Source organism: Candidiatus Paracoxiella cheracis, assembly GCF_049348705.1.
Taxonomy (GTDB): Bacteria; Pseudomonadota; Gammaproteobacteria; order Coxiellales; family Coxiellaceae; genus Paracoxiella; species Paracoxiella cheracis.
Map to the genome: position 1 here is coordinate 207,011 of NZ_CP186485.1, position 24,160 is coordinate 231,170.

The 24,160-nt window shown below is 40.2% G+C and carries 24 protein-coding genes, 1 tRNA gene and 1 pseudogene; 12 read left to right on the forward strand and 14 right to left on the reverse strand.

Annotation, left to right across the window (positions count from 1 at the left end; genetic code table 11):
- Nucleotides 1–173: 173 nt before the first annotated feature.
- Nucleotides 174–1,532: pseudogene (locus tag ACJMKR_RS01005) on the forward strand (sugar porter family MFS transporter); the annotation flags it as partial.
- A gap of 478 nt (nt 1,533–2,010) precedes the next feature.
- On the opposite strand, the gene ACJMKR_RS01010 reads toward ACJMKR_RS01005, so the two are convergent.
- Both ACJMKR_RS01010 and ACJMKR_RS01015 read right to left on the reverse strand, forming a co-directional pair.
- A complete protein-coding gene (locus ACJMKR_RS01010) occupies nt 2,011–2,901 on the reverse strand; it encodes a hypothetical protein (protein ID WP_423063402.1) in 891 nt (296 codons plus the stop codon).
- Nucleotides 2,902–2,914: 13 nt separating this feature from the next.
- A complete protein-coding gene (locus ACJMKR_RS01015; protein WP_423063403.1) occupies nt 2,915–3,199 on the reverse strand; it encodes an EamA family transporter in 285 nt (94 codons plus the stop codon).
- A 183-nt stretch (nt 3,200–3,382) separates the two neighbouring features.
- Between ACJMKR_RS01015 and ACJMKR_RS01020 the strand changes: the two genes are divergently transcribed.
- From ACJMKR_RS01020 to ACJMKR_RS01030, 3 genes are all read left to right on the forward strand, one after another.
- Nucleotides 3,383–4,921, forward strand: a complete 1,539-nt coding sequence (locus tag ACJMKR_RS01020) for a transposase (protein ID WP_423063404.1) — start codon at nt 3,383–3,385, stop codon at nt 4,919–4,921.
- 93 nt (nt 4,922–5,014) lie between these two features.
- Nucleotides 5,015–5,224, forward strand: a complete 210-nt coding sequence (locus ACJMKR_RS01025; protein ID WP_423062405.1) for a transposase — start codon at nt 5,015–5,017, stop codon at nt 5,222–5,224.
- A gap of 104 nt (nt 5,225–5,328) precedes the next feature.
- A complete protein-coding gene (locus ACJMKR_RS01030) occupies nt 5,329–6,168 on the forward strand; it encodes an IS3 family transposase (RefSeq protein ID WP_423064184.1) in 840 nt (279 codons plus the stop codon).
- Here ACJMKR_RS01030 and ACJMKR_RS01035 read toward each other — a convergent pair.
- Genes ACJMKR_RS01035 through ACJMKR_RS01045 form a run of 3 tightly spaced genes read right to left on the reverse strand, consistent with a single transcriptional unit; the run spans nt 6,121 to nt 8,034 of the window.
- Nucleotides 6,121–6,810: a DMT family transporter gene (locus ACJMKR_RS01035; protein ID WP_423063405.1), complete on the reverse strand. Its 690-nt coding sequence runs from the start codon at nt 6,808–6,810 to the stop codon at nt 6,121–6,123. The two genes, ACJMKR_RS01030 and ACJMKR_RS01035, sit on opposite strands and share 48 nt — an antisense overlap.
- 13 nt (nt 6,811–6,823) lie before the next feature.
- Nucleotides 6,824–7,264: a hypothetical protein gene (locus ACJMKR_RS01040; RefSeq protein ID WP_423063406.1), complete on the reverse strand. Its 441-nt coding sequence runs from the start codon at nt 7,262–7,264 to the stop codon at nt 6,824–6,826.
- An 11-nt stretch (nt 7,265–7,275) separates the two neighbouring features.
- Nucleotides 7,276–8,034 carry an acyltransferase gene (locus ACJMKR_RS01045; RefSeq protein ID WP_423063407.1) on the reverse strand — a complete coding sequence of 253 codons (759 nt, stop codon included), beginning with the start codon at nt 8,032–8,034 and terminating at the stop codon, nt 7,276–7,278.
- Between the two features lie 269 nt (nt 8,035–8,303).
- Between ACJMKR_RS01045 and ACJMKR_RS01050 the strand changes: the two genes are divergently transcribed.
- From ACJMKR_RS01050 to ACJMKR_RS01065, 4 genes are all read left to right on the forward strand, one after another.
- Nucleotides 8,304–8,954, forward strand: coding sequence for a LexA family protein (locus ACJMKR_RS01050; protein ID WP_423063408.1), 651 nt, complete (start codon nt 8,304–8,306; stop codon nt 8,952–8,954).
- 20 nt (nt 8,955–8,974) lie between these two features.
- On the forward strand, nt 8,975–9,532 hold the full coding sequence (locus tag ACJMKR_RS01055; RefSeq protein WP_423063409.1) for a hypothetical protein: 558 nt from the start codon (nt 8,975–8,977) through the stop codon (nt 9,530–9,532).
- A complete protein-coding gene (locus tag ACJMKR_RS01060; RefSeq protein WP_423063410.1) occupies nt 9,522–10,793 on the forward strand; it encodes a methyltransferase in 1,272 nt (423 codons plus the stop codon). Before ACJMKR_RS01055 ends, ACJMKR_RS01060 begins: the two co-directional genes overlap by 11 nt.
- A 360-nt stretch (nt 10,794–11,153) precedes the next feature.
- Nucleotides 11,154–12,229 (forward strand): IS3 family transposase gene (locus ACJMKR_RS01065; RefSeq protein ID WP_423062317.1). Its coding sequence is split into 2 segments (ribosomal slippage): nt 11,154–11,403 and nt 11,403–12,229, totalling 1,077 coding nucleotides; the frame shifts between segments, so codons are not numbered across the junction.
- Between the two features lie 572 nt (nt 12,230–12,801).
- On the opposite strand, the gene ACJMKR_RS01070 is transcribed toward ACJMKR_RS01065, so the two are convergent.
- The 4 genes from ACJMKR_RS01070 to hisH form a co-directional block, all read right to left on the reverse strand.
- Nucleotides 12,802–13,551, reverse strand: coding sequence for a L,D-transpeptidase (locus tag ACJMKR_RS01070; protein WP_423064261.1), 750 nt, complete (start codon nt 13,549–13,551; stop codon nt 12,802–12,804).
- 151 nt (nt 13,552–13,702) lie between these two features.
- Nucleotides 13,703–13,775 (reverse strand) — tRNA-Thr (locus tag ACJMKR_RS01075).
- Between the two features lie 193 nt (nt 13,776–13,968).
- Nucleotides 13,969–14,733 carry an imidazole glycerol phosphate synthase subunit HisF gene (hisF, locus tag ACJMKR_RS01080; protein WP_423063411.1) on the reverse strand — a complete coding sequence of 255 codons (765 nt, stop codon included), beginning with the start codon at nt 14,731–14,733 and terminating at the stop codon, nt 13,969–13,971.
- Complete coding sequence (gene hisH, locus ACJMKR_RS01085; RefSeq protein ID WP_423063412.1) at nt 14,727–15,338, reverse strand: imidazole glycerol phosphate synthase subunit HisH; 612 nt, start codon at nt 15,336–15,338, stop codon at nt 14,727–14,729. The genes hisF and hisH overlap by 7 nt, the downstream gene beginning before the upstream one ends.
- Before the next feature lie 249 nt (nt 15,339–15,587).
- Between hisH and ACJMKR_RS01090 the strand changes: the two genes are divergently transcribed.
- From ACJMKR_RS01090 to ACJMKR_RS01105, 4 genes are all read left to right on the forward strand, one after another.
- A complete protein-coding gene (locus ACJMKR_RS01090; RefSeq protein WP_423062405.1) occupies nt 15,588–15,797 on the forward strand; it encodes a transposase in 210 nt (69 codons plus the stop codon).
- 89 nt (nt 15,798–15,886) lie between these two features.
- Complete coding sequence (locus ACJMKR_RS01095; protein ID WP_423063413.1) at nt 15,887–16,504, forward strand: IS3 family transposase; 618 nt, start codon at nt 15,887–15,889, stop codon at nt 16,502–16,504.
- Between the two features lie 91 nt (nt 16,505–16,595).
- On the forward strand, nt 16,596–18,134 hold the full coding sequence (locus ACJMKR_RS01100) for a transposase (protein ID WP_423062693.1): 1,539 nt from the start codon (nt 16,596–16,598) through the stop codon (nt 18,132–18,134).
- A 124-nt stretch (nt 18,135–18,258) separates the two neighbouring features.
- Nucleotides 18,259–18,468, forward strand: coding sequence for an IS3 family transposase (locus ACJMKR_RS01105; protein WP_423063414.1), 210 nt, complete (start codon nt 18,259–18,261; stop codon nt 18,466–18,468).
- Here the strand turns inward: ACJMKR_RS01105 and ACJMKR_RS01110 are convergent.
- The 5 genes from ACJMKR_RS01110 to gltX form a co-directional block, all read right to left on the reverse strand.
- Nucleotides 18,432–19,487 carry an N-acetyl sugar amidotransferase gene (locus ACJMKR_RS01110; protein WP_423063415.1) on the reverse strand — a complete coding sequence of 352 codons (1,056 nt, stop codon included), beginning with the start codon at nt 19,485–19,487 and terminating at the stop codon, nt 18,432–18,434. The two genes, ACJMKR_RS01105 and ACJMKR_RS01110, sit on opposite strands and share 37 nt — an antisense overlap.
- A gap of 10 nt (nt 19,488–19,497) precedes the next feature.
- Nucleotides 19,498–20,115 carry a pseudaminic acid biosynthesis-associated methylase gene (locus ACJMKR_RS01115; protein ID WP_423063416.1) on the reverse strand — a complete coding sequence of 206 codons (618 nt, stop codon included), beginning with the start codon at nt 20,113–20,115 and terminating at the stop codon, nt 19,498–19,500.
- A 133-nt stretch (nt 20,116–20,248) separates the two neighbouring features.
- Complete coding sequence (locus ACJMKR_RS01120) at nt 20,249–21,856, reverse strand: hypothetical protein (protein ID WP_423063417.1); 1,608 nt, start codon at nt 21,854–21,856, stop codon at nt 20,249–20,251.
- A gap of 186 nt (nt 21,857–22,042) precedes the next feature.
- On the reverse strand, nt 22,043–22,684 hold the full coding sequence (locus ACJMKR_RS01125; RefSeq protein WP_423063418.1) for a protein-L-isoaspartate(D-aspartate) O-methyltransferase: 642 nt from the start codon (nt 22,682–22,684) through the stop codon (nt 22,043–22,045).
- Between the two features lie 13 nt (nt 22,685–22,697).
- Nucleotides 22,698–24,122, reverse strand: coding sequence for a glutamate--tRNA ligase (gene gltX, locus ACJMKR_RS01130; RefSeq protein ID WP_423063419.1), 1,425 nt, complete (start codon nt 24,120–24,122; stop codon nt 22,698–22,700).
- Nucleotides 24,123–24,160: the final 38 nt, after the last annotated feature.

Consider the following 24,160-nt stretch of genomic DNA (forward strand, 5'->3'; position numbering starts at 1 on the left):
TATACTCCATCTTATTATTAGTTTATTTTATCTAAAATACTACCACTAACGTCCAGGGGCACTTATGAGAGATCAACTCGAAACGACTCTTACAGAATCTTCAACCCACAAAGGCTATTCTTTTGTAATCCTCATTGCTAGCGTTGCCGCTCTGGCAGGCATTTTGTTTGGGTTTGACACGGGGATTATATCTGGCGCTATCCTATACATTAAGCAAGAATTTCTACTGACACCGTTATCAGAAGGCTTTGTCGTTTGTGCAGTACTCATCGGCGCCCTTTTGGGATGTCTCATCAGCGGCCGCCTTACCGATTATTGTGGACGGCGTAGCATGCTCATTATTACAGGTCTATTGTTTCTCATCGGCACCCTTATCTCTGCCTTCGCCACGTTTATATCTTTATTAATTATCGGCCGAATCATCGTAGGTATTGCTATCGGGGCTGCCTCTTTTACAGCACCTATGTATATTATCAGAGATTGCACCTTCTGAACATCGCGGCATGCTGGTCTCGTTAAATCAGTTAGCGATTACGGTGGGCATCGTGCTTTCCTATGCAGTTGACGCTTATTTCGCAAGACGCGGTTTAGATTGGCGAATGATGCTTGGCTCCGGTGTGCTACCGGCTGCTGGCTTTCTGTTTGGCATGTTGTTTTTACCTCGAAGCCCTCGTTGGCTAGTTTATAAAGGACATGGAGAAGCGGCCAAAACCATATTACGAAAAATCCGAGGCAAACAAGATATAGAGCACGAGCTACTTGAAATTGAAAAGAGCATAAGAATGCGAAGCAGTTGGCGATTACTAACACAAAAATGGGCGCGCTCAGCCTTAATTATTGGTCTCGGGCTTGCTTTTTTTCAACAGTGCACTGGAATTAATACCATTATTTATTATGCACCGACCATTTTCGAAATGGCGGGCAATCACAGCGCAGTAGGGGCGATATCTACAACTTTAACAGTCGGCTTCGTTAATGTCGGCATGACTATCGTCTCGTTGTTTTTATTAGATAAATGGGGAAGACGCCCACTGCTTATCATCGGTTTAGTGGGCATGACCTTAGGATTGTTAGGCTTGAGCTCAGCTTTCTATTTTGGCCACACGACTGGTTTTACGAAAGCATTACCGCTAGCGAGTATGATTTTATACATCGCTTGTTTTGCAATAAGTCTAGGCCCGATCATGTGGTTAATCATTTCAGAAATATTTCCCTTGGAAATACGCGGCCTTGGATCCAGCATCGCGGTAGGTGCAAGTTGGGGATTTAACATGATTGTTACACTGACTTTTTTACCATTAATCCATTTGCTCAGCGCAAGCGCCACCCTCTTTATTTATGCTATTTTTTGTTTGGTCGGATTATGGTTTGTCCTGGCAATCATACCTGAAACGAAAGGTGTTCACCTGGAAACCATTGAAGCTAACCTTCGCGCCGGTCTTAAGGGTCGTCAACTGGGTAAACACCTAGCGTGTAGCGCAGAATCCCGTTTAGCGGCAGGTGATTTAGAAAATAAAGTAGAGTTACCGTGATACTGCAACTTAAGCCAATTATTCACACGGCAAGTAATTTCTCATGGTTTGCTTTATCGTGCATGGCGTGAGTGGCTTTTTTAATATTACTTCAAAATTTGCTTTATTAACCTTTCGCAGCAATAGCCACCATCAGCTCATGCTTTTATAATCCAAAAATTTTTACCTTTCTAATACTTACATTCTTTACTCTAAGTTTTAGCTATCTAATACTCTTAATTAACAAACAAGAAGGAAGTACAAAATTTATTCAGCACAGAGTTTATTTTTATTGCTGCTTTCGTTTTTCTAATTGCTTTTATTGTATTATGCTTTGCTCCGAAGTTAATTCGGCTAATGAATTATGATGCTCTAAATTCACCCAAGACACGTCCCTCTAACGCCACACCCTCGTGTTAACTATATCAACCAAACTCAACCACTACGCAAAACTTAACGTTGCGATTTTGATCAAACTTTTCTGGAAAATGAAGCATTTTTAAGCGTATATCTTATTTTCAAGTCGGATCGAATTTATAAAAGGTATTGGTAGCCACCGCGAAACCACCTCAATTTGATCGCCATCAGTGAGTTGCTTATTATCCATAAAGCTAGCCACATCTGACCCCAGATATAAATAATGCAGCATTCCTGGTTGACAGAATTGGTCATGCCTAAATAGAAGATCCTCGAGCTCCTCAAGTGGATAAATTATCGAGTCAAGCCCTGTGCTAAGCTTTCGGCTCCAGACTACTTGTCTATCATTATTAATAATAGAAACATCTGCTGTAACACTGCTAGGTATTTCACCTAAATGGATAAACGCCGATACGGAACAATTCATTAACTTTGCTTGTGCCAGGTAATTGGGATGTTTTTTCCTGGATAATCGGTCATAAAACTCATTACCTAAAGTCCAGCCTACTCTCATTGGCATCTTATCTCTCGTTATATAATACAATGCAACTATCTCTATCTCTTCAACTCCATTCCCAGCAAAACTTGGCACGATCAAATCATCATCATTCGTCTTTACAATACAACCGTTGCCTTTATAAAACCATTCCGGCTGTATCGCGAGTGCATCTTTCCATGATAGTCCTCTTGATCGAATGGCCCTACGATGAGTCAGGCCCGCACCACTCACAACTCCCATCATTGGATTTGACGGCATAAACGGTTTCTTAAAACTGACATTCAACAGCCAATCAGTTAACTCCATTTCTTCCGTAAACAATGAGGACACATATTTTTCAAAAGTATCGGCTGATGTTTCAAAGTCTGATAAAAGATCATACAAGCTATATTTATCTCTCGCTATACGAACTTGAGTGCCACATATCTGAGCTATCCCGGGTTGGCCATGATAAGAAAATTCACAAAAACTCATCGTGCTCCTAATCCTAATTGCTCTGTTTTGCCAAATGAGGCTTGGGTTTTCGCGAACATAAAATGACACCCGTCGCAATGAACAAAGCACCTATATAATGATAGGCAAATAAGGGTGTTTTCAGAAAGACCACGCTTAACACAGCCCCTGAAATAGGCACAAAGTGAGTAAAAACTTCGCCCCGAGTCGCACCGATCTGACTGATGCCTTTATTCCACAACAGGTAAGCCAATATCGAAGGAAAAATGGCTAGATAAGCAATTCCTGCTATCAATGATGAACTAAAATGCAATGACATCGCAGTGATTCTTGTAACCCCTTAATCTTCCCCTAAATTACCGGACACTAATTTGTTAAAATCTATGAATTGGACTTTGGGTAAATTTATAAAAATAATTAAAAATTGCTTGACATAGAAACCGAAAAAAAATTTTACGTTGTAAACAACGTTTGTTCGAAAAAATAAAATAAGGAACAAACGATGTTAGCGACAGAAAAACTAAAACAATTCCGTACATTCCTCTACAACATCTTCCCCGCGCGACGCGATGCCAATATGAATTTACTCGATGCCCTTTCAAGCCATGGCCATCGCTGCAAAACACCCATAGAATTATGTGAATCGCCATACTTTGAACGTGAATACAGTAGTATTACCGATGCGATTAGCGATGGTTTGTCGGTAGCAAATTGTTGGGATAGCATGATGAAAATACAATATGAACATGTGAGTCATAGCGATGACCGTGTGATCATTATTGCGGATACGACACCACAGTCGCGTCAAAGTGCACACTGTGTTGAAGATCGCCATGTGGTTTACAGCCCTAATCCAGCACCGGGTAACAAACCGATTACCATTGGACATGAATATTCAACGGTATCACTATTGCCCAATGATGGTGCAGCTCAAGAAAAGCATTGGTTAGTTCCACTGGATACGAGGCGCGTTAAAAGCGATGAAAAAGGCAATGTAGTTGGGATGCAGCAAATTAACCGTTGTATTGCAGACTTAGCGCTTACTCATAAATTGGTGGTTAGCGTGGCTGATTCAAAATATGGTACAGAAGCTTGCCGTAAACTGGTTAGCGAAAATCCCAATTGGGTACATCTTTTCCGTTTTAACAGTACCCGTAATGTTTTCGCGCCCGCATCAATAGAAGATAATACCTCAGGAAGTATAAAACGCTATGGTGATGCGATGAAACTAAACGACAGCACGACTCACCGTGAATCCGATGAGATTGTGCAGCAACCCATTACAACCCGCAGTGGCAAAACTTACCAATTGGAGATTAAAATATGGCGTGACCAATTACTGCGTGGTTCAAAGCAATTTAAAGGATATGAGCATCCTGTTACTGTTGTGCAATTGGTTGCGGTTGATGCTAACGGTAAATCTTTATATAAAAATCCACTCTGGTTAGGACTCGCTGGTGAACGACGTAATGAAATCACAGCATTAGAAGCGTATCACTATTACGATAGACGCTATGACATTGAACACTACTTTCGTTTTGGTAAAGACAAACTGTTATTTGACCGATACCAAACACCGGATGTTAAGCACGAAGAAGATTGGTGGCGGATGACAGCATTAGCGTATACGCAACTTTATCTAGCGAGGAATCTTGCCCCGATTTTACCGAAAAAATGGGAGCGGTATTTGCCGAGCTTCCAAGTGGATAACGAAAAACCATCAATAACTGCGACCCCTTCACAAACGCAACGGGGTTTTTCTACGGTGCTTGATACCGTTGGCACGCCTGCTAATCTCTGCAAACCACGCGGTAATCCGCAAGGCAGAACCAAAGGTGATACGCAGCGGAAATGCACGCGACATCCTGCTATTTTCAAAAATAGCAACTCAAAAATTAAAACGATTCAGAGGACTGAAGAAAAGACGCAAAACTCAGACCCTGAAAAAATAGAGGATTTGATTGGGATAGTAAAATCATGGTTGGATAAAATAAATTTTACACCTGAGAAATTCTACGAATTGCTGCAAAAAACAGCTTAAGATTTAGAAACTCACATTTTTTGATTATTGTCCTAACTGGCAAGGGATTTTATTTATCCAAAGTCCAATATGAAGTAACAAAGAGGTGATCTCATGACAAAGAAGACTCGAAAATACACACCGGAATTTAAAGAAGAAGCAATCCATCTAGCACTCAGTTCTCCTTCCGTGTTAAGCGCTGCAAAAGACTTAGGCATGCCCGAAGCGACCCTCCACACCTGGGTGGATAAAGCCAGGAAGAGTGGTGAAGTGATTCATCCCAGCGCAAAGCAACCGGTCAACATAGGGGAACTCATTGAATAAAATCAACAGCTTAAGAAGCGACTGGCACGACTGGAACAGGAGAAAGCCATTCTAAAAAAGGTGGCCACGTACTTCGCGAAAGAACTCGAGTAAAGTACAGCTTTATTCAAAAGCACGCCCAACTATTTGGAATTAACTTGCTATGTGATGTACTGGGTGTCAGTCGTAGTGGTTATTATGACTGGCTATCGCGACCTATGAGCCCACGTGAGCAAGCAAACCAACAATTAGATGAAAAAATTAAGGTAATTTATATGAGAAACAAACAACGTTACGGTTCACCACGTATAACTCGTGCATTGCAAGCGGAATCGATTTCCTGCAGTCACACGCGTATTGAGCGGCGTATGCGCTCCATGGGCTTAAAAGCACTTGCCAAGCGTAGATTTAAAATAACCACAGACTCGGGTCACAACAAGGCTATTTTTGAGAATATTTTAAAGAGAGATTTCACGAGAACGGCGATCAATCAAAAATGGGTGAGTGATCTGACGTACATTCCAACCCGTGAAGGTTGGTTGTATTTAGCGGTGGTTATCGATGTGCATTCACGTTCGGTTATTGGCTCGTCAATGAATAAAAGCATGAAACAAGATTTAGTGTGTGATGCGTTATTGATGGCGTTATTCAAACGAAAATATCCAAAGCAAGTGATTATACACTCTGATCGGGGCAGTCAATATTGTTCGAAAAAATATAGGGAAATCATCAAGCAAAACAAGCTGATTGGTTCAATGAGCAGAAAGGCTAATTGTTGGGATAATGCCATTGCAGAAAGTTTTTTCCATACCCTAAAAACGGAACTTGTGCATGTGAATGATTACACAACACGCGCTGAAGCAAGGCAAAGTCTTTTTCAGTATATTGAAGGCTATTACAATCACAGAAGAATGCATTCAGCTATTGACTACAAGACCCCTGTTGCGCTTGAATGTGCTGCGTAAAATCGAAAAAAAATGTGTCCGGTAAAGTGAGGGAAGATCAACTTCATAAATAGCATAAGGAGCTAACATGATTGCTCCGAAAACAGCCGAGACTGTTAAAAAAGTAGTACCCGGAATATTTTTATCGCGAATCCTTAACGAGGAGCAATAAATCGCCCAACTCAATGCAGACAAAAAAGCCCACATTTCACCGACACCAATCGAGAGATCGAATAATCGATCAATATGACCATGCGTCAATAAATAAATAACTCCAAACCAACTCAAGCATACACCAACGATATTATGCAAATTGATTCGATCCCGAAATATCACCGCGTTAATTAACAAGACCAGCGTCGGTGACGAGGATAATAAAATAGCTGCATTAAGTGCAGTGGTATACTGTAAACCAATATACAGTGTGGTAGGGAATAGGACGGGGCCGAACAGCGCTAAGAATGCTGTTCGTAACCAGGATTTTTTTAGTAGCTGCTTATTGTGTGCCACTTGTTTGCCATACATAATGAGTAACAGCAAGGCCGCAATACCCCATCTTGCCTCAGCCAATAAACCCGGGGGTAGATGAAAAACCATCACCCGACTTACCACATAGTTGCCACCCCAAAATATTGCCGCCAACAACAGATATATATAAGCCATTTGCCTTTCCTTTTTAATTTTTAACCAGTCTAACCGTATGAACTTTTTCCATTTGACAATTCTCTTCTATCGATTGATTAAGATAAGTCAACCCACATTCCGCTTCGGCATACCGGATAATTTCAGCATATTCATATTCCCCCGAAACACCCATCACAATTTGACACCCTCGTCGACCGATCCGAGCAGCTTCACTGAGTTTCTTAATTAAATCATTTTTATTAATGCATTCATTTGCTTCTGCTTCAATATTTAAAACGAAGTCATAGCCTGTCTGAGTATTGCGCAAAGGTAATTGTTTTGCACTCGCAAAAGGCAACTGCCTTGAGTCAACTTCACCACGTAATCGAACGGTTCTGTAGTTTTGGTCTTGTAGTCGCTGCAAAATAAAAGGAAACGCTTTTCTGTCGCGCGCAACAGCATCCACTTGCAAACCTAATTTTGCGGCAAACATAATATTGTCTCCTAGCTTCGGCGACTGAGGAAGCTGCGTGTTGCAACAATTGATGCTTTGCCGATGTAATCGGCATCCCAACCAATCACCGCCTCTTTTCCAATCCATGCAAAATCACAAATCTTGATACTGGGAAGCTGGGTCATTAAGACCGTTCGAGCCCCAATAGATGGCCTACCATAAGGATCATGATTTTGCTTCAATAAGTAGGACCCAGGAGATAACCATACCGCATCACCGATGTTAATATTCCCGCCCGCATTAACACCCACATTCCGGCCCAAGCGGATATAACGACCGAAACGAATTTTTGGCAGTTGATCTGCTTTCAAAGCCAAATGATGATCAGCATGAGGCTGGCTTAAATAAGCACCTTTTTCAAAATGCGTAGGTAAGATCACATGCTCGCCACTGCCTTCCTGGACGATGATGGGTTCTCCTGAAGTATCAATTTGGAAATGCTCCTCTGCAAGATTGAATTTTTTAACTAAAGCCTGCAGGTCATTTTGCAATCTCACTGCCACCTGCATTTCATCATACAGCCCAGATGAACTAGCGGAGAGCTGGCGAATATTCGACAACACTTTTACATATTCAGCTACCGGGGACACTATTTGGCTCTCATCAGGTTTGTGAGAACTCAAATTTGACATCTGAGATTCGAGTGCACCTATTGACTTTAAATCGAGGTCTCTCGATAGTTTGGATAGTGCGACATCTTTGTTAATTATCGTGTCAATAAATGTTTTCTTTAACTGAAAGCTCAACATTTTCATTCTCCTCTTATAAAATTTTTAATTCCTTACAAAATTGCTTTTTTGTCTACAAATCAAGGCGCAAGGCTATTCTTATTGGTATGAACTAAATAGATTTACAACCTGTTTGGGTAAAATTTAAACAAATTCGTTTGTTTGCTGAGATGGGGCTCTACTTTTTCCTTCTAAGCTACTTATGTGGTATATTACTCAGATGTTTATCAAAGTCAATATTTTTGGGTATTTTACCCATTATTGTGACCAATAAAGTGTTTTATTCTTTTATGACTAAAAATGGTTCAAAATTGAGCAATGTGTTAAAGACACTAATGTTTAAGAAAAACATTAGAACCTCGCAGTTAGCGCGAAACTTGGAATTACCTCAGCAAACCTTACAGCGCATTGTATCTGGAACTTCAACCAATCCTCATACCAAGACACTAAAACCTATCGCAGATTTTTTTGGTATTAGTATTGATCAGCTTAAAGGAACAGCGCCACTTCCAGAGTCAGTTGTTGATATTGATCTTCCCTCAACAAAACCAAAAGCTCGAGCCGTCCCAATCGTACTCTGGGATGAAATTGACAACTATATTGATCAACCTCAAAATTATGCTCCCAAGGAGCACACATACATCGACCAAAACTTATCAAAAACTATTTTCGCTTTGCATCTGCCAGAATCATCGATGGAACCTTATTTTCCTAAAGACTCGATGCTTATTCTGGATGTCCAAAAGCAAGCAACAGACCGCTCCTTTATACTAGCTAGACTAGATGAAACAGTTACATATATTTTTAGACAACTTATCATAGACGGCGATCAGAAATATTTAAAACCCATGAATCCTGATTTGAATAGATTCCCCATGCGGATAATGAAAGATAAAGATAAAATAATCGCCGTTTTAATTGAATTTCGACATCGTTACTAGCAATATGACGGAGAATTTAAATGTTTAAATCAATAAACAAATTTTTGAAGGACATGAAGAAGTTTATAAAATATATTAATATTAGTAGATCTCGTCATCATGAAATGTATAGGCCTATTTATCGTATTGTGAATATTGAGAAAGACGAAGCGAATGAATATTATGTAACGATCCAAATTATTGGGCGATCAGTAACCTATAAAACAAAACCTGAAGAACTATTGTCAGATGACAGGCTTGTCAATTTATTTTCGCCCATCGATATACGCAACCTCACCTATCTTGGTTATTTAGGAATCAATAGTCCAAAATACAAAATCTTAGCTAAGCGGCTCTCTGAGCAAAGTAATGAAATGTTATTCGCCATCCACAAAAAAGGGTCGAAGAAACACACTGTTATTACTGCCAAGGAAATTTCCAACAATTATGAAATAATTCGTGGGCTGAACCAAGAAGATGCACACATGATTGGCTTTACAACAGCTACCGAACAAGTTGTAATTGAGCAGCTGCAAAAAGAACAGCTTATAAAAAAATTAAAAAGAGAAGATAAAGGATGCGTTGAGCATGGAAAGTGACAATCCAGTGAATCGGTTAAAGCACTGTGAACAGGCCTTTAGACTAGCAGGTATAGCTCATGCTTATGAGATGCTAAACTTACCTGAACACTTAGCTCAAGCTTCAAAACCTCATACACTGGCAGCCAAACTACATCTGGATCCAGCCGCATTAGAACGATTTTTAAATGCAACCACATTTATGGGACTAACAACCAAAAACCAATCTGATGAGTTTCAACACTTACACATAATAAATTACTCTATTGAACCAACTTTAATGCTCATAGATCTCATTGAGCAAAATCTACCCGATAAAATATACAATAATCACAATCATACTATAGAAGAATCTGATATCACGAATGATACGTCGCATCAACTCTTGGAAAAAGCGGTAGAAAACGGATTAATCGATAAAACAAACTCTAGCCACTATAGAATTTTTGACGAACTCGTTCCTTATTTATGTTCGTCGGGATTGATGTATATAGGCCCAAAGTTACATCACTATAAAAAAATCATGTTAAATACCTTCGCTCCAGAAACCATAATCAATGCATTGAAAGAAGGCAGAAGCCAGTGGAAAATAATCACTGGCCATGAAGACACCTCAACTGCATTTAATCTCTATGCAAGCGAACCCCATTTAGTCGAGATTTTTACACGTGGGATTCATAGGCTTAATTCAGAAGACAATGATAAATTATGCTTTAAGCTTAAACTTGCCCCCCATTTAAAAGTACTGGATATAGGCGGTGGCAGCGGTGCGATAGCAATCTCACTGCTTAAGTCGACACCATCTTTGCAAATTTATTTGTATGAACACCCAGATGCTATACCCCTTATGAAAAAAATTTTGCGGGATTATGCTGACGACAAACAGCTAGCGCAAATAACCTACATATCAGGCAATTTTTTAAACGACCTCAACGATGAAAATTTGCCAGGACTTTCTAGTAACGAAAAGTTTTCAATGATCTGTTTCGCATGGATCCTTCATGACTGGACAGACGAAGTTTGCATTAAACTGTTAAAGCGAGCTAAGAATCATTTAACTGAAAATGGTCAGCTTGTGATAATTGAGGAAATTCTACCGGATTCCAAAGTATCTCAAGCTTCTATTAGTGACATCACTATGCTTTTACATACAGAAGGCAAAGAAAGAACTTTTCCAGAATATAAACATTTAATCATAGCCTCAGGATTTAAGGAAAAAGAAATTCAATACCAACCCACTGACACAAGAAGACAAATTATTATAATTACGCAGGATGACTGACAATGAAAACAAAATTTAAACACTTAACTCCAGGATATTGCGGATACCAGCAACAAGAACTCACACTCAATTCTTATTTTTATGGTTACATATTCAGTCAACCGGACTTACTCAAAAAAAACTATTATTCCCGCAACGAACACCAAGCCCTGATTTTATCGCTGAAATCATTCAAAATGAAGGACCTGATGCTAGGCATCAAATAACGAAACAGTTCGATTTTATTCGAAGCCGTATTGAAAATCATAGTTATCTCACTGAACAAGAAATCGTGAATTGGTATAACTGACCTTTCCCCCAAAATTAACACCATGACATGGATGAGATTTCCAATTATTCTACGACCGAGGAGATCTCAACATGAAAAAACGTTATACAGAAGAACAAATCATTAAAGCGATCAAAGAGCATGAAAGTGGCGCTAAGGTGGAAGACCTGTGCCGTCGCTTAGGCATATCTGGCGGTACTTTTTACAATTGGCGTAGCAAGTATGCTGGCCTAGAGGTTAACGAAGCTAAGCGCCTGCGAGAGCTGGAGTCCGAGAACAATAAGTTAAAAAAGCTGCTGGCTGAAAAGATGTTAGAAAATGAAGCGCTCAAGGATGTTGTTTCAAAAAAGTGGTAACGCCTGCTAGCAAGAAGCAGGTTGTTTGTCACTTAATGAGCGCCTTTAAGCTGAGTGAACGAATGGCCTGCAAGCTAGTCGGGCTAAGTCGAACGGCTTACCGTTACGGACCCAAAAAGCGACGAGACGAGTTGATTAGAGCTCGATTAAAAGAATTGGCAGCTCAGTATTCTCGGTATGGTTATTTAATGCTTCACAGCCTCTTAAAAGCAGAGGGGCTTGTCATGAATAAGAAAAAAACCTACCGGATTTACAAAGAAGAAAAGCTCCAGGTGCGTACAAAAAAGCGTAAAAAAATACAGCGACTACGATTAGTGATGTCATCACCGACTCAGAGAAATGAGCGTTGGTCGATGGATTTTGTTTACGATCAGCTGGCCAATGGAAGGCGTTTTCGTGTGCTAAACATTATCGATGATTTTAATCGTGAACTTATTGGCCAGCTAACAGCATTTTCTATATCAGGACGTCAGGTGGCACGCTTCCTAGCAGAGCTTAGTGAGCAACGCAGGCTGCCAAAACAAATTGTTTGTGATAATGGTACAGAGTTTACAAGCAAAGCAATGTTCTTTTGGTCCAGGGAAAACAAAACCAAGCTTGCTTTCATTCAACCTGGAAAGCCAACTCAGAATGCGTTTGTTGAAAGCTTAAATGGCAAGTTCCGCAACGAATGTTTAAATCAACACTGGTTTCGTTCAATTGAAGAAGCCCGACATGAAATCAACCAATGGAGAAAGCACTACAATACTAAAAGACCACACAGTTCATTAAATTATATGCCGCCTATTGAATTTGCGAAACAGGCTGCTTAACATGAATATCTCATCGGTGTCCTGGTACTAGTTTAGGGGGAAGGTCATAACATTGCGCTGCGTTTTGCTCAATTTGACACTATTATTGATAACTGCCCTACAAATGCAATTGGTCACGCTGAATTAGCTTTTTTCTATTTAAAAACTAAAGATTATGAAAAAGCGGAATCATTTTTTTCAGCTGCCGCCAATCTAGGCCCCCCCATCGATTGGAATGCATAGATATTATCAACATGTCTCATAGTTGAAATGAATCACCAATGAATCTAACAACATAACATTTGCATAATAATCTCCAACAAATCACAACATCAGGATACATTCATGTGTCTCTATCTCCGATAACACTACAAAACTGGGAAGAAGGCCGTCGTCAACCTCGTGGCCCCGCATTAGCATCGATTTTCCCAAAAACATTCTTGAAAAAGTCGATAACGAAGTCGCTAAAATTGGTGTAACACACACTTCGCTAATTAAAAGGTGGGTGGTGGAGCGTTTGGCTAAGCAGCATGCAAGTAGTTAATTTGACTCTCACGTTGTAGATTCTAAAAGGCAAGCTACAGCCATGGAGCTCAACTAAGCACGTTAACGATCGTACCAATTTTCACAAAAAACTTATTCAACCATTTAGCATCTTCGTAAAACAGTCTTACACAACCATGACTATTATGACGACCCGGCAATGTCGAGCCGTGTATTGCCCAGCCACGATGGAAAAACATGCAATATGGCATAGGTGCGCCACCGTTAGTCGCAATTGGATATTTTCCTGATTTACAATTCTCACCATGGACACGAAACACCCTAAATTTACCAATAACAGTTTCACAGGTTTCGCCGCTAGGACAATTTTGCTTGCCCGCAGAGATCGGTCCCCAGTGGACTAAATTGCCTCGTGTATCATAAGCTGCGAACGCATGTTCGCGTAAACTAATTAGAATCTGTTTTTTTCCTTTAGTGCTAATTTTTAAAGGTAACGGTGAAATATCGTTATAGGCGATTTCAGATAACTTATCGGGGACTACAATCCATGGTCGACGCGATAACGGCATATTTAAACGATTAAGTCGCATCACTATTTGACGCTCTTTAGCATCAGGAAATAATTTTGACCAAGTATCACTATTTTTAATTTTTATACAGTGATACTCATTTGCTTGGCACAATTCTTTTCCATAAAAATTTCTTGCATTTTGAGCGGGAATAAATTTAGCGCGACCCAGATACCCGTACTCCGGCTTAATAGAAGATGAGCAGCCTGAACAGATTAAAGCGACGATAAGCGTTGGGATGCATTTATTGAGATATGAATATTTCATCAATAAACCTCTTATTTTATTTTGGAACAGTAGAGGATGAAAATGATTAACTGACATGCAGAAGAGAGAAGCATCGGCATGTTTAAAACCTTTTAACTTATGCCAGTCCTTGTGCAAATTATATTCGAAAACCTGATATTGATAATGAAAATGAAGCTGGCGAAGAGATTCGAACTCCCGACCGGCTGATTACAAATCAGCTGCTCTACCAACTGAGCTACGCCAGCATAAACTTGTCATAGATTCCTCGGACTTCCCTGTCCTAGTGTGTCATTCTACTAAACGCACCCTGCCGATCTTCCTGATCGGGAAACAACCATAGCGCCACTCTTAATCCGTGTCAAGACTAACGCACTCCATCGAGCACAAAGACCTGGCATGAGACCGACTGTGATGGTCCCGACAGGCGAATTCACACCATCAGGTAAACACTCTCACTGGTATTTTTCGTTCGAAAAGGTATTTTTTAGCTTCATTCGGTGTTTGTTCAGTAAAGTGGAATAGACTAGCCGCAGAAACGGCAGAAGCTCTCGTCTGAGAAAAAACTTCATAAAAATCTTCGTAGGAACCAGCGCCACCGGAAACAATCACAGGTATCTTCACTGCCTCACAAACTTGATTCACGACATCAAGATCATACCCAGACAACATACCATCTCGATCGATGGACGTTAACAATATTTCTCCTGCCCCTAAGCTCTCCAGCATTTTTGCCCAAGCACAAGGATCATAACCAGTTAACTCCTTGCCTGAATTTTTATAGGTTTGATGCTGTCCCCGGCTACTTTCTTTAAAATCGATTCCAACGACTATGGATTGCGACCCAAAAAAACTGGCACACTCCTCGACTAATCCAGGATTCTCATAACAGGCTGTATTCAGCAACACTTTATCAGCACCGACTCTAAACAACCGTTTAGCATGCTCTAATTTAGAAATCCCACCACCCACAGTTAAAGGAACAAAGCACTCTTCAGAAAATTCCTCTATAACTTGATAATTAGGCTCGCCTTTTTTTTCAGTCGCGGTGATATCCAGAAAAATCAACTCATCAACGCAGCGCATATTATAAACTTTTACTGCGGGTAAAACAGTACCCACTCTTCTGTCATTGTAGAATTGCTTGCCTTTTACTAGACCAAAATCTTTCCAAAGCAAAGTCGGAATAATACGTTTTTTTAGCATAAAATAAAATTTTTAAGTAACTTTAACCCATATAAACCGCTTTTCTCAGGATGAAACTGAACACCTGTGATTAGCTCTCGGGTTACTACCGAACAAAATTCATTACCATATTCCGTTTTGGCAAAGCAACTTGTATTCTGTTTAGCTTCAAAATGATAACTGTGAACAAAGTAAAAATCTTTTGAGCTTGGAATATCATTGAAGATCGGATGATGCTCTTGAAAAACCACTTCGTTCCATCCGATATGTGGCACAGGATAGTCCGTATCAAATTTTAGCTTTTTGACTTCACCAGGAATCAAGCCCAGCCCTTTTGTTTCCTTACCTTCGTAACTGACATCCGCCAACAACTGCATTCCCAAACAAATTCCCAATAAAGGTATTTTTTGCCTAGGGACTTCTGTTGAAAGAAAATCCCACCAGCCCGACTGCTTTAAGTTTTTTGCCGCATCAGAAAATGCACCAACGCCCGGTAAAATAATTTTGTAAGGCTCAGATATTTCTTGTGGCTTACTCAGCAATAAGGGCGACGCGCCACAGTGAGCAACTGCTTTCACGACGGAATGGATATTACCCATGCCCATATCAATGATAAGCAGCTTCATCTGTGAGCACCACGTTGTCATAGTTAACTTTTGTGAGATTGCCGTATCGATCTTTTTTCAAAGAACCATCTGCGTTCAACTGAAATAAACCTCGATTCGTAAAGCGATCGCAGGTTTTAATAAATTCCTCTAAACTAACATCTAAAGGCGATAATATGTCCTCAATCGGTTTTCCAAGGTACTTAATCTTCCCCTAAATTACCGGACACTAATTTGTTAAAATCTATGAAGTAACAAAGAGGTGATCTCATGACAAAGAAGACTCGAAAATACACACCGGAATTTAAAGAAGAAGCAATCCATCTAGCACTCAGTTCTCCTTCCGTGTTAAGCGCTGCAAAAGACTTAGGCATGCCCGAAGCGACCCTCCACACCTGGGTGGATAAAGCCAGGAAGAGTGGTGAAGTGATTCATCCCAGCGCAAAGCAACCGGTCAACATAGGGGAACTCATTGAATAAAATCAACAGCTTAAGAAGCGACTGGCACGACTGGAACAGGAGAAAGCCATTCTAAAAAAGGCGGCCACGTACTTCGCGAAAGAACTCGAGTGAAGTACAGCTTTATTCAAAAGCACGCCCAACTATTTGGAATTAACTTGCTATGTGATGTACTGGGTGTCAGTCGTAGTGGTTATTATGACTGGCTATCGCGACCTATGAGCCCACGTGAGCAAGCAAACCAACAATTAGATGAAAAAATTAAGGTAATTTATATGAGAAACAAACAACGTTACGGTTCACCACGTATAACTCGTGCATTGCAAGCGGAATCGATTTCCTGCAGTCACACGCGTATTGAGCGGCGTATGCGCTCCATGGGCTTAAAAGCACTTGCCAAGCGTAGATTTAAAATAACCACAGACTCGGGTCACAACAAGGCTATTTTTGAGAATATTTTAAAGAGAGATTTCACGAGAACGGCGATCAATCAAAAATGGGTGAGTGATCTGACGTACATTCCAACCCGTGAAGGTTGGTTGTATTTAGCGGTGGTTATCGATGTGCATTCACGTTCGGTTATTGGCTCGTCAATGAATAAAAGCATGAAACAAGATTTAGTGTGTGATGCGTTATTGATGGCGTTATTCAAACGAAAATATCCAAAGCAAGTGATTATACACTCTGATCGGGGCAGTCAATATTTTGGACTTTGGATAAATTTATAAAAATAATTAAAAATTGCTTGACATAGAAACCGAAAAAAAATTTTACGTTGTAAACAACGTTTGTTCGAAAAAATAAAATAAGGAACAAACGATGTTAGCGACAGAAAAACTAAAACAATTCCGTACATTCCTCTACAACATCTTCCCCGCGCGACGCGATGCCAATATGAATTTACTCGATGCCCTTTCAAGCCATGGCCATCGCTGCAAAACACCCATAGAATTATGTGAATCGCCATACTTTGAACGTGAATACAGTAGTATTACCGATGCGATTAGCGATGGTTTGTCGGTAGCAAATTGTTGGGATAGCATGATGAAAATACAATATGAACATGTGAGTCATAGCGATGACCGTGTGATCATTATTGCGGATACGACACCACAGTCGCGTCAAAGTGCACACTGTGTTGAAGATCGCCATGTGGTTTACAGCCCTAATCCAGCACCGGGTAACAAACCGATTACCATTGGACATGAATATTCAACGGTATCACTATTGCCCAATGATGGTGCAGCTCAAGAAAAGCATTGGTTAGTTCCACTGGATACGAGGCGCGTTAAAAGCGATGAAAAAGGCAATGTAGTTGGGATGCAGCAAATTAACCGTTGTATTGCAGACTTAGCGCTTACTCATAAATTGGTGGTTAGCGTGGCTGATTCAAAATATGGTACAGAAGCTTGCCGTAAACTGGTTAGCGAAAATCCCAATTGGGTACATCTTTTCCGTTTTAACAGTACCCGTAATGTTTTCGCGCCCGCATCAATAGAAGATAATACCTCAGGAAGTATAAAACGCTATGGTGATGCGATGAAACTAAACGACAGCACGACTCACCGTGAATCCGATGAGATTGTGCAGCAACCCATTACAACCCGCAGTGGCAAAACTTACCAATTGGAGATTAAAATATGGCGTGACCAATTACTGCGTGGTTCAAAGCAATTTAAAGGATATGAGCATCCTGTTACTGTTGTGCAATTGGTTGCGGTTGATGCTAACGGTAAATCTTTATATAAAAATCCACTCTGGTTAGGACTCGCTGGTGAACGACGTAATGAAATCACAGCATTAGAAGCGTATCACTATTACGATAGACGCTATGACATTGAACACTACTTTCGTTTTGATAAAGACAAACTGTTATTTGACCGATACCAAACACCGGATGTTAAGCACGAAGAAGATTGGTGGCGGATGACAGCATTAGCGTATACGCAACTTTATCTAGCGAGGAATCTTGCCCCGATTTTACCGAAAAAATGGGAGCGGTATTTGCCGAGCTTCCAAGTGGATAACGAAAAACCATCAATAACTGCGACCCCTTCACAAACGCAACGGGGTTTTTCTACGGTGCTTGATACCGTTGGCACGCCTGCTAATCTCTGCAAACCACGCGGTAATCCGCAAGGCAGAACCAAAGGTGATACGCAGGGGAAACGCACGCGACATCCTGCTATTTTCAAAAATAGCAACTCAAAAATTAAAACGATTCAGAGGACTGAAGAAAAGACGCAAAACTCAGACCCTGAAAAAATAGAGGATTTGATTGGGATAGTAAAATCATGGTTGGATAAAATAAATTTTACACCTGAGCAATTCTACGAATTGCTGCAAAAAACAGCTTAAGATTTAGAAACTCACATTTTTTGATTATTGTCCTAACTGGCAAGGGATTTTATTTATCCAAAGTCCAAAATATTGTTCGAAAAAATATAGGGAAATCATCAAGCAAAACAAGCTGATTGGTTCAATGAGCAGAAAGGCTAATTGTTGGGATAATGCCATTGCAGAAAGTTTTTTCCATACCCTAAAAACGGAACTTGTGCATGTGAATGATTACACAACACGCGCTGAAGCAAGGCAAAGTCTTTTTCAGTATATTGAAGGCTATTACAATCACAGAAGAATGCATTCAGCTATTGACTACAAGACCCCTGTTGCGCTTGAATGTGCTGCGTAAAATCGAAAAAAAATGTGTCCGGTAAAGTGAGGGAAGATCAACTTGCTAGGAAAACGTCCATCGTATTTTTTCACCAACTCAAGCCCTTGCTCCCTTGACAGCAAGCCTCTGCGAATATGTAAAGACGCAATATCAGTTGCCCTGGAAAATCCAAATTTTAAAAATTTAAAATAGTCATGGATGCCCGTTTGATGATTGTCTAAATTTTCATAATTAACAATGGAACCCTCTACCAATTGACCATTATTACAGTTAAAACCATACGCCTGAGCAACCAAAGAATTACGATACCCATCCCAAGGCTCAAAATAGCCAAGAAAAATACCTGTAACACCAACGTCGCTCAAAGCAGCATCATCAGGATAAGTATAAAGCAGCAAATCTTTTTTCTGGATATTGTATAAATCCAAATCGGTAACGCGCATTCCTAGCAAACCGCCAAACTCTTCCAACCAACGTCGATTTAACACTCGCTCTTCTTTTGCAAGCTCTGGACCGCCATATTCATTTTGCGAGTTCTCACCCCAAATAATGAGGGGAATACGATAGTTAACTGCCACTTGAATAGGTATTGTAAAGATACCAACATGCTCAGGCCATGAAATATCGCCAACCTCTAATAAACCAATGCGATTCAGCTTTCTTCGAACCTTTGGATTTGGTGAAGCCTCAATATAATCAACACCCAGTTCTTTAATATTCTGAATATTTTTTTTACCCACCTCAGATACATCACATGTCGTTGACGTCACACACAGAGGATTCATTCCGTATTCCAACATTTTAATGACTTGATAGGTGCTGTCTTTTCCCCCACTAACTGGAATAATACAGTCCCAGTTTTCTCCATTTTTCGATCGATACCGATCGAGAATTGACAATAATTCTTTTTTACGCTGGCCCCAATTAACTTGCTTGCGATTATGATAGTTCTGGCAAGCATCACATACACCTGCATCATCGAAGGTAAGATCTGGCTTCGTTTCAGGTAATAAGCAATTGACACAATATCGAATCATCGACCTCCCCTTATCTTTTTTCTAAAAGAAACCATGTGATATCATCTTGAGGAAAATGATTGTCCCGATGATAAGAAAAACCGTAATCAACGAGCTGGAGGTTTGGATAAGCATCCAACATTTCGCCGCAAAAATCTCGCTTAAATAATTTGTTATCATGCCCACGATAAGGGATGCTTACTGGCGATGGATTATAGTACTCAGCCAAACAAATATAACGATCACTCGCCTCATAAATTACTTTATATGCTTTTTCCAAAAAATCCGGATTGATATGTATTAATAAACCCTTACTCAAAACAAAATCATATTTATTTTTTGGAGAAAAATTTAAAATCGATTCAATATAGACATTTTCACAACCCAAAGATTCTAAATGCTGCTTAGCATTTGGGTTAATTTCTACCGCAGAAAATTTTGCGCTCGGCAATAATTTTTTCATTGCCATAATATTCATACCAATATTAGCACCATACTCTAATACTGACTCAATCTTTACCGTCGATGAAAAAATTTTACTAAAAAACTGAATATTACTCACCAGAAGCTGTATTGACCGATTCCTCTGAATATAACTATCCGAAAAATCTTCTGTCCAAAACACTTCCTGTTCACTTTGATATTTCATAAATCCTCCAAACTATATTAAAATGGGTTTAAATTGCTAATAAGCTCCCCCTACTCTAAATATCCATTTAAGCATATTATTGCATTATTTATGCTTAGACGCTAAGATACTGAATTCATTAAGTGTATCTGATCTATAAAAAGTAATCGACTATAAATTCTTTACCCTTCTTACTGACTGACGTTTGAATTGCTGGCACAAGCTTTTCCCAATCAATCATCGCACGATTATTTTGATCAAAATAACCTTTCAAAATAGAACAACGTTTAGATAAAGACCGCTCTGCTTCATCAGACAATTTTTTCAACCCAAAATCCACTAAAATCATTGGCTTATTCGACATACAAGCTGTCCGGAACGTTGTGCTAGCGACATAATCACAAAGCAAATAATCTGCCTCATTAACTGCGCTCTCGAATGATTCGTAAGATATTTTAATACCCAAATCTTTTTCGAAATACTGGGGCATCTTAACAGGGCTCTCGGGATGTGGCTTTAATATCACGTCATATCCCAATTCTTTTAAAAAGGACGATAAACGTATTTGCCAATCAACGGCCGTTTGATTACTCATAAAATCAGCCGCACAACCAACGCGCTCACAAGGATAAATGGTTATAAAAAATAAAATCTTCTTGGCGTGACTCGATTGTATATTTGATGCAGATCCAACTGAACAACGTACACTTTTATCTTGTACATGATCGAATTCAACTTTACACAGGTCTTTTCGACAAACCGTTTCTAAACGGCCTGCCTGTTTTTTTGAAAACGTTACAAATCGATCACACGTTAAAAACTCAACAAAGTTAATATAGTCTAAATCACAAATATGAGAGTAGGCATGCCCCCCCGCATGATCAAATGAAGTAACGAATCCACCACGTTCTCTTACAACAATCGCGAGCATTCTTGACCAGGGAGACCCACCTGTATTCGACCATAAATTTAACGGTAAATCGTTTCTCTTTTTTAACAAGGCAATATGCGTCCTGATCCTGCAAATGCTTTTCTCCAATACCTCCGTGATATACCGCGTAAATACTGCAGGACATGACAAATTAAAATGTCTAAACATTTTCTCATTCAATAGAGCCAGTTTGCCCAACCATTCTCTTTCTGTATCAGATAGAGACTCATCAACCCCTGAAAGCGGATGAAAAAAAGCATTGTCCCTTTTAAAAATAACCCGTTGAGAACCAAACCTCTTTCTCCAAGCTTGAACGAGTGGTTGCGTGGTTGACGTAATAACATCATCTTTATAATTAACTGTACGCAAGGTTCTCCGTGAGATACCTTCGCAGTGACTCATCAATATATCTCGGGTAAAGCGCAATGGTAAACGCCATCGATTTAGCGGTGCAGGACCTCTTTCTAAACAAGAAACATAAGGGTCCTCAAAGAGGTAATTTTCTGTTTTTAGGTACTTTAATAATGAATAACGTTGGCCAAGCTCTATTGTATAACTGTCGGTAGAAGCTTTGGAGTAAAGCAGTGCAGCCTGAAACATATTTATAGATAAATTTATAAATTTGGGAGTAAGCACCTCAATACACTGCGATACCTCCTTATTATCCGCGCGTAAAACTTGAAGGAAATCGGCTAACTCATTAAACAAATGCGAGCGATATGCTCTGGTTTCAGAAATTTTTACAGGCCAATAAAAATCTTCAATGCCTGATTCATTAAATTTAGTATGATTGAAAGATAAATCTAGAACTTTCGTTTTTGCTGTAACCACGCTATCGGACTCCGAATACCAACCATCTCACCATCAATCTTTTCCTTTTCAAACCCGGATTATGGGAGCTTTTCAGCGGGTGACTTCATCTCTTCTCCTAGCGAGGCAGACACTGGATTGCCTGGCCTGATATTTTAACCACTTCCACAGGATTTTCAATATTCAGGGGATTCTACTCATCATCCACTACTTGCTTTCTTTCCCATGCAGCATGGGTACGAACACGACAGAATCATAACTTGTTGTTTCATAATTGTTTTTCTGGCGAACAACGAGCTGTAGCTCTTGCCACACCAACTGCTCACCGATGGGAATAACCAAACGGCCACCCGCTTCACTGAGCTGGTCCATCAGGGCTTCAGGCACCTCAGGCGCCGCTGCTGTGACAATAATACCATCGTAGGGGCCATGTTCAGGCCAATCCAGGTAGCCATCGCCATACAGGGTGTTTATATTGCTTAAGTTTAATTGTTGAAATCGTGATTCCGCTTGCTTCAATAACGGTTTAATGCGTTCTACTCTATAAACTTCATTGGCGAGTTGCGATAGAATTGCAGCTTGATAGCCAGAACCTGTTCCAACTTCTAAAACCTTATGAACCTTTTCACGCTGCCCCATCATTAATTCTGTCATCCGTGCCACTAATGAAGGCTGCGAGATAGTTTGACCACAATCAATAGGCAAAGCCTCGTCTACATGAGCAAAATTTTCTTGATGTGAACCGACAAACTGCGCACGTGGCGTCGCTGCCACAGCATTCAAAACTGCTTTATTTTTGACACCCGATAGCTCGCAGAGCTCTGCGAGTTGCTCATCCTTGGCGCTCATATATATTCCTTAGTTAAATTTGCTCACCAGCAAAAATTGCGGCACGCTTCAAGCGATCAACCACTTGTTGCTGGCCGATTAAAAATAAGGTTGCATCGATTGGAGGCGAGACGGTATTTCCTGTCACCGCAACGCGAATTGGCTGAGCTAATTTCCCTAACTTTAAGCCACTTTCTTCGGCCACATTAATGATGACTTGATGAATGGCCTCTTTATCCCAATTCGTTAATGCAGCGATACGATCGTGTGTGATTTTTAACGCTGCAGCGATGTCGGGCGTTAGATGTTTACGTGCTGCTTTTTCATCATAACCTGTCAAATCTTGATAAAAATAAATGCTACGCTCTGCCATCTCTTCCAAAGTTTTTGTGCGCTCAGCTTGCAACGCAACCACTTGCTCTAAACTCGGACCCTGATGATAATCGACACCGAGTTTTTTTAACTGATCTCCCAAAGGCTCAGCCACTAAAATCGGACTCAACGTTTTCATGTAATGTTGATTTAACCAAATAAGTTTTGATGGATTAAACGCAGCCGGCGAGCGACTAATAGCATTGACATCAAAATATTGAATCATCTCATCGCGTGAAAAAATTTCTTGATCGCCATAAGACCAACCCAACCGCACTAAATAATTTACCAATGCTTCCGGCAAATATCCTTCTTGACGATATTGCAATACGCTGACGGCACCATGACGCTTCGATAGGCGTTTACCATCAGGACCTAAAATCATCGGGACATGCCCATACTGTGGCAATTCCGCGCCTAATGCTTTTAATATATTGATTTGCCGCGGCGTATTATTGATATGATCATCACCACGAATCACATGAGTAATTTTCATATCCCAATCATCAACTACCACTGTTAAATTGTAAGTGGGTGTACCATCGGTACGCGCAATGATTAAGTCATCTAACTCATTATTACTAATCGTGATCGTGCCTCGAATCATGTCTTCAAAAGTCACCATACCTTCTTTGGGATTGCGAAAACGAATGACATAAGGCTCATTAGATTCTCGTGGTGATAAATCACGACAATGACCATCATAGCGCGGCTTTTGCTTTTGCTTTTGCTGTTCAGTACGCAAGGCCTCCAAACGTTCTTTCGTGCAATAACATTTATAAGCATGACCACTATCCAATAATTGTTGGATAACATCACGATAACGGTCAAATCGATGGCTTTGATAATAAGGCCCTTCATCATAATCAAGGTGTAACCATTCCATGCCTTGCAAAATGGCATCCATCGATTCTTTTGTTGAGCGCTCCACGTCAGTATCTTCGATACGAAGAATAAATGTACCCCCGTGCTTGCGAGCAAACAGCCAGCTAAACAATGCTGTGCGAGCACCTCCTACATGAAGATAGCCTGTTGGGCTTGGAGCAAAACGAGTGCGAACAGTCTGGTTGTGAAGTAAATTTGACATCGCCATAGCATACACTATTCATTAAACGTTCGAAATGA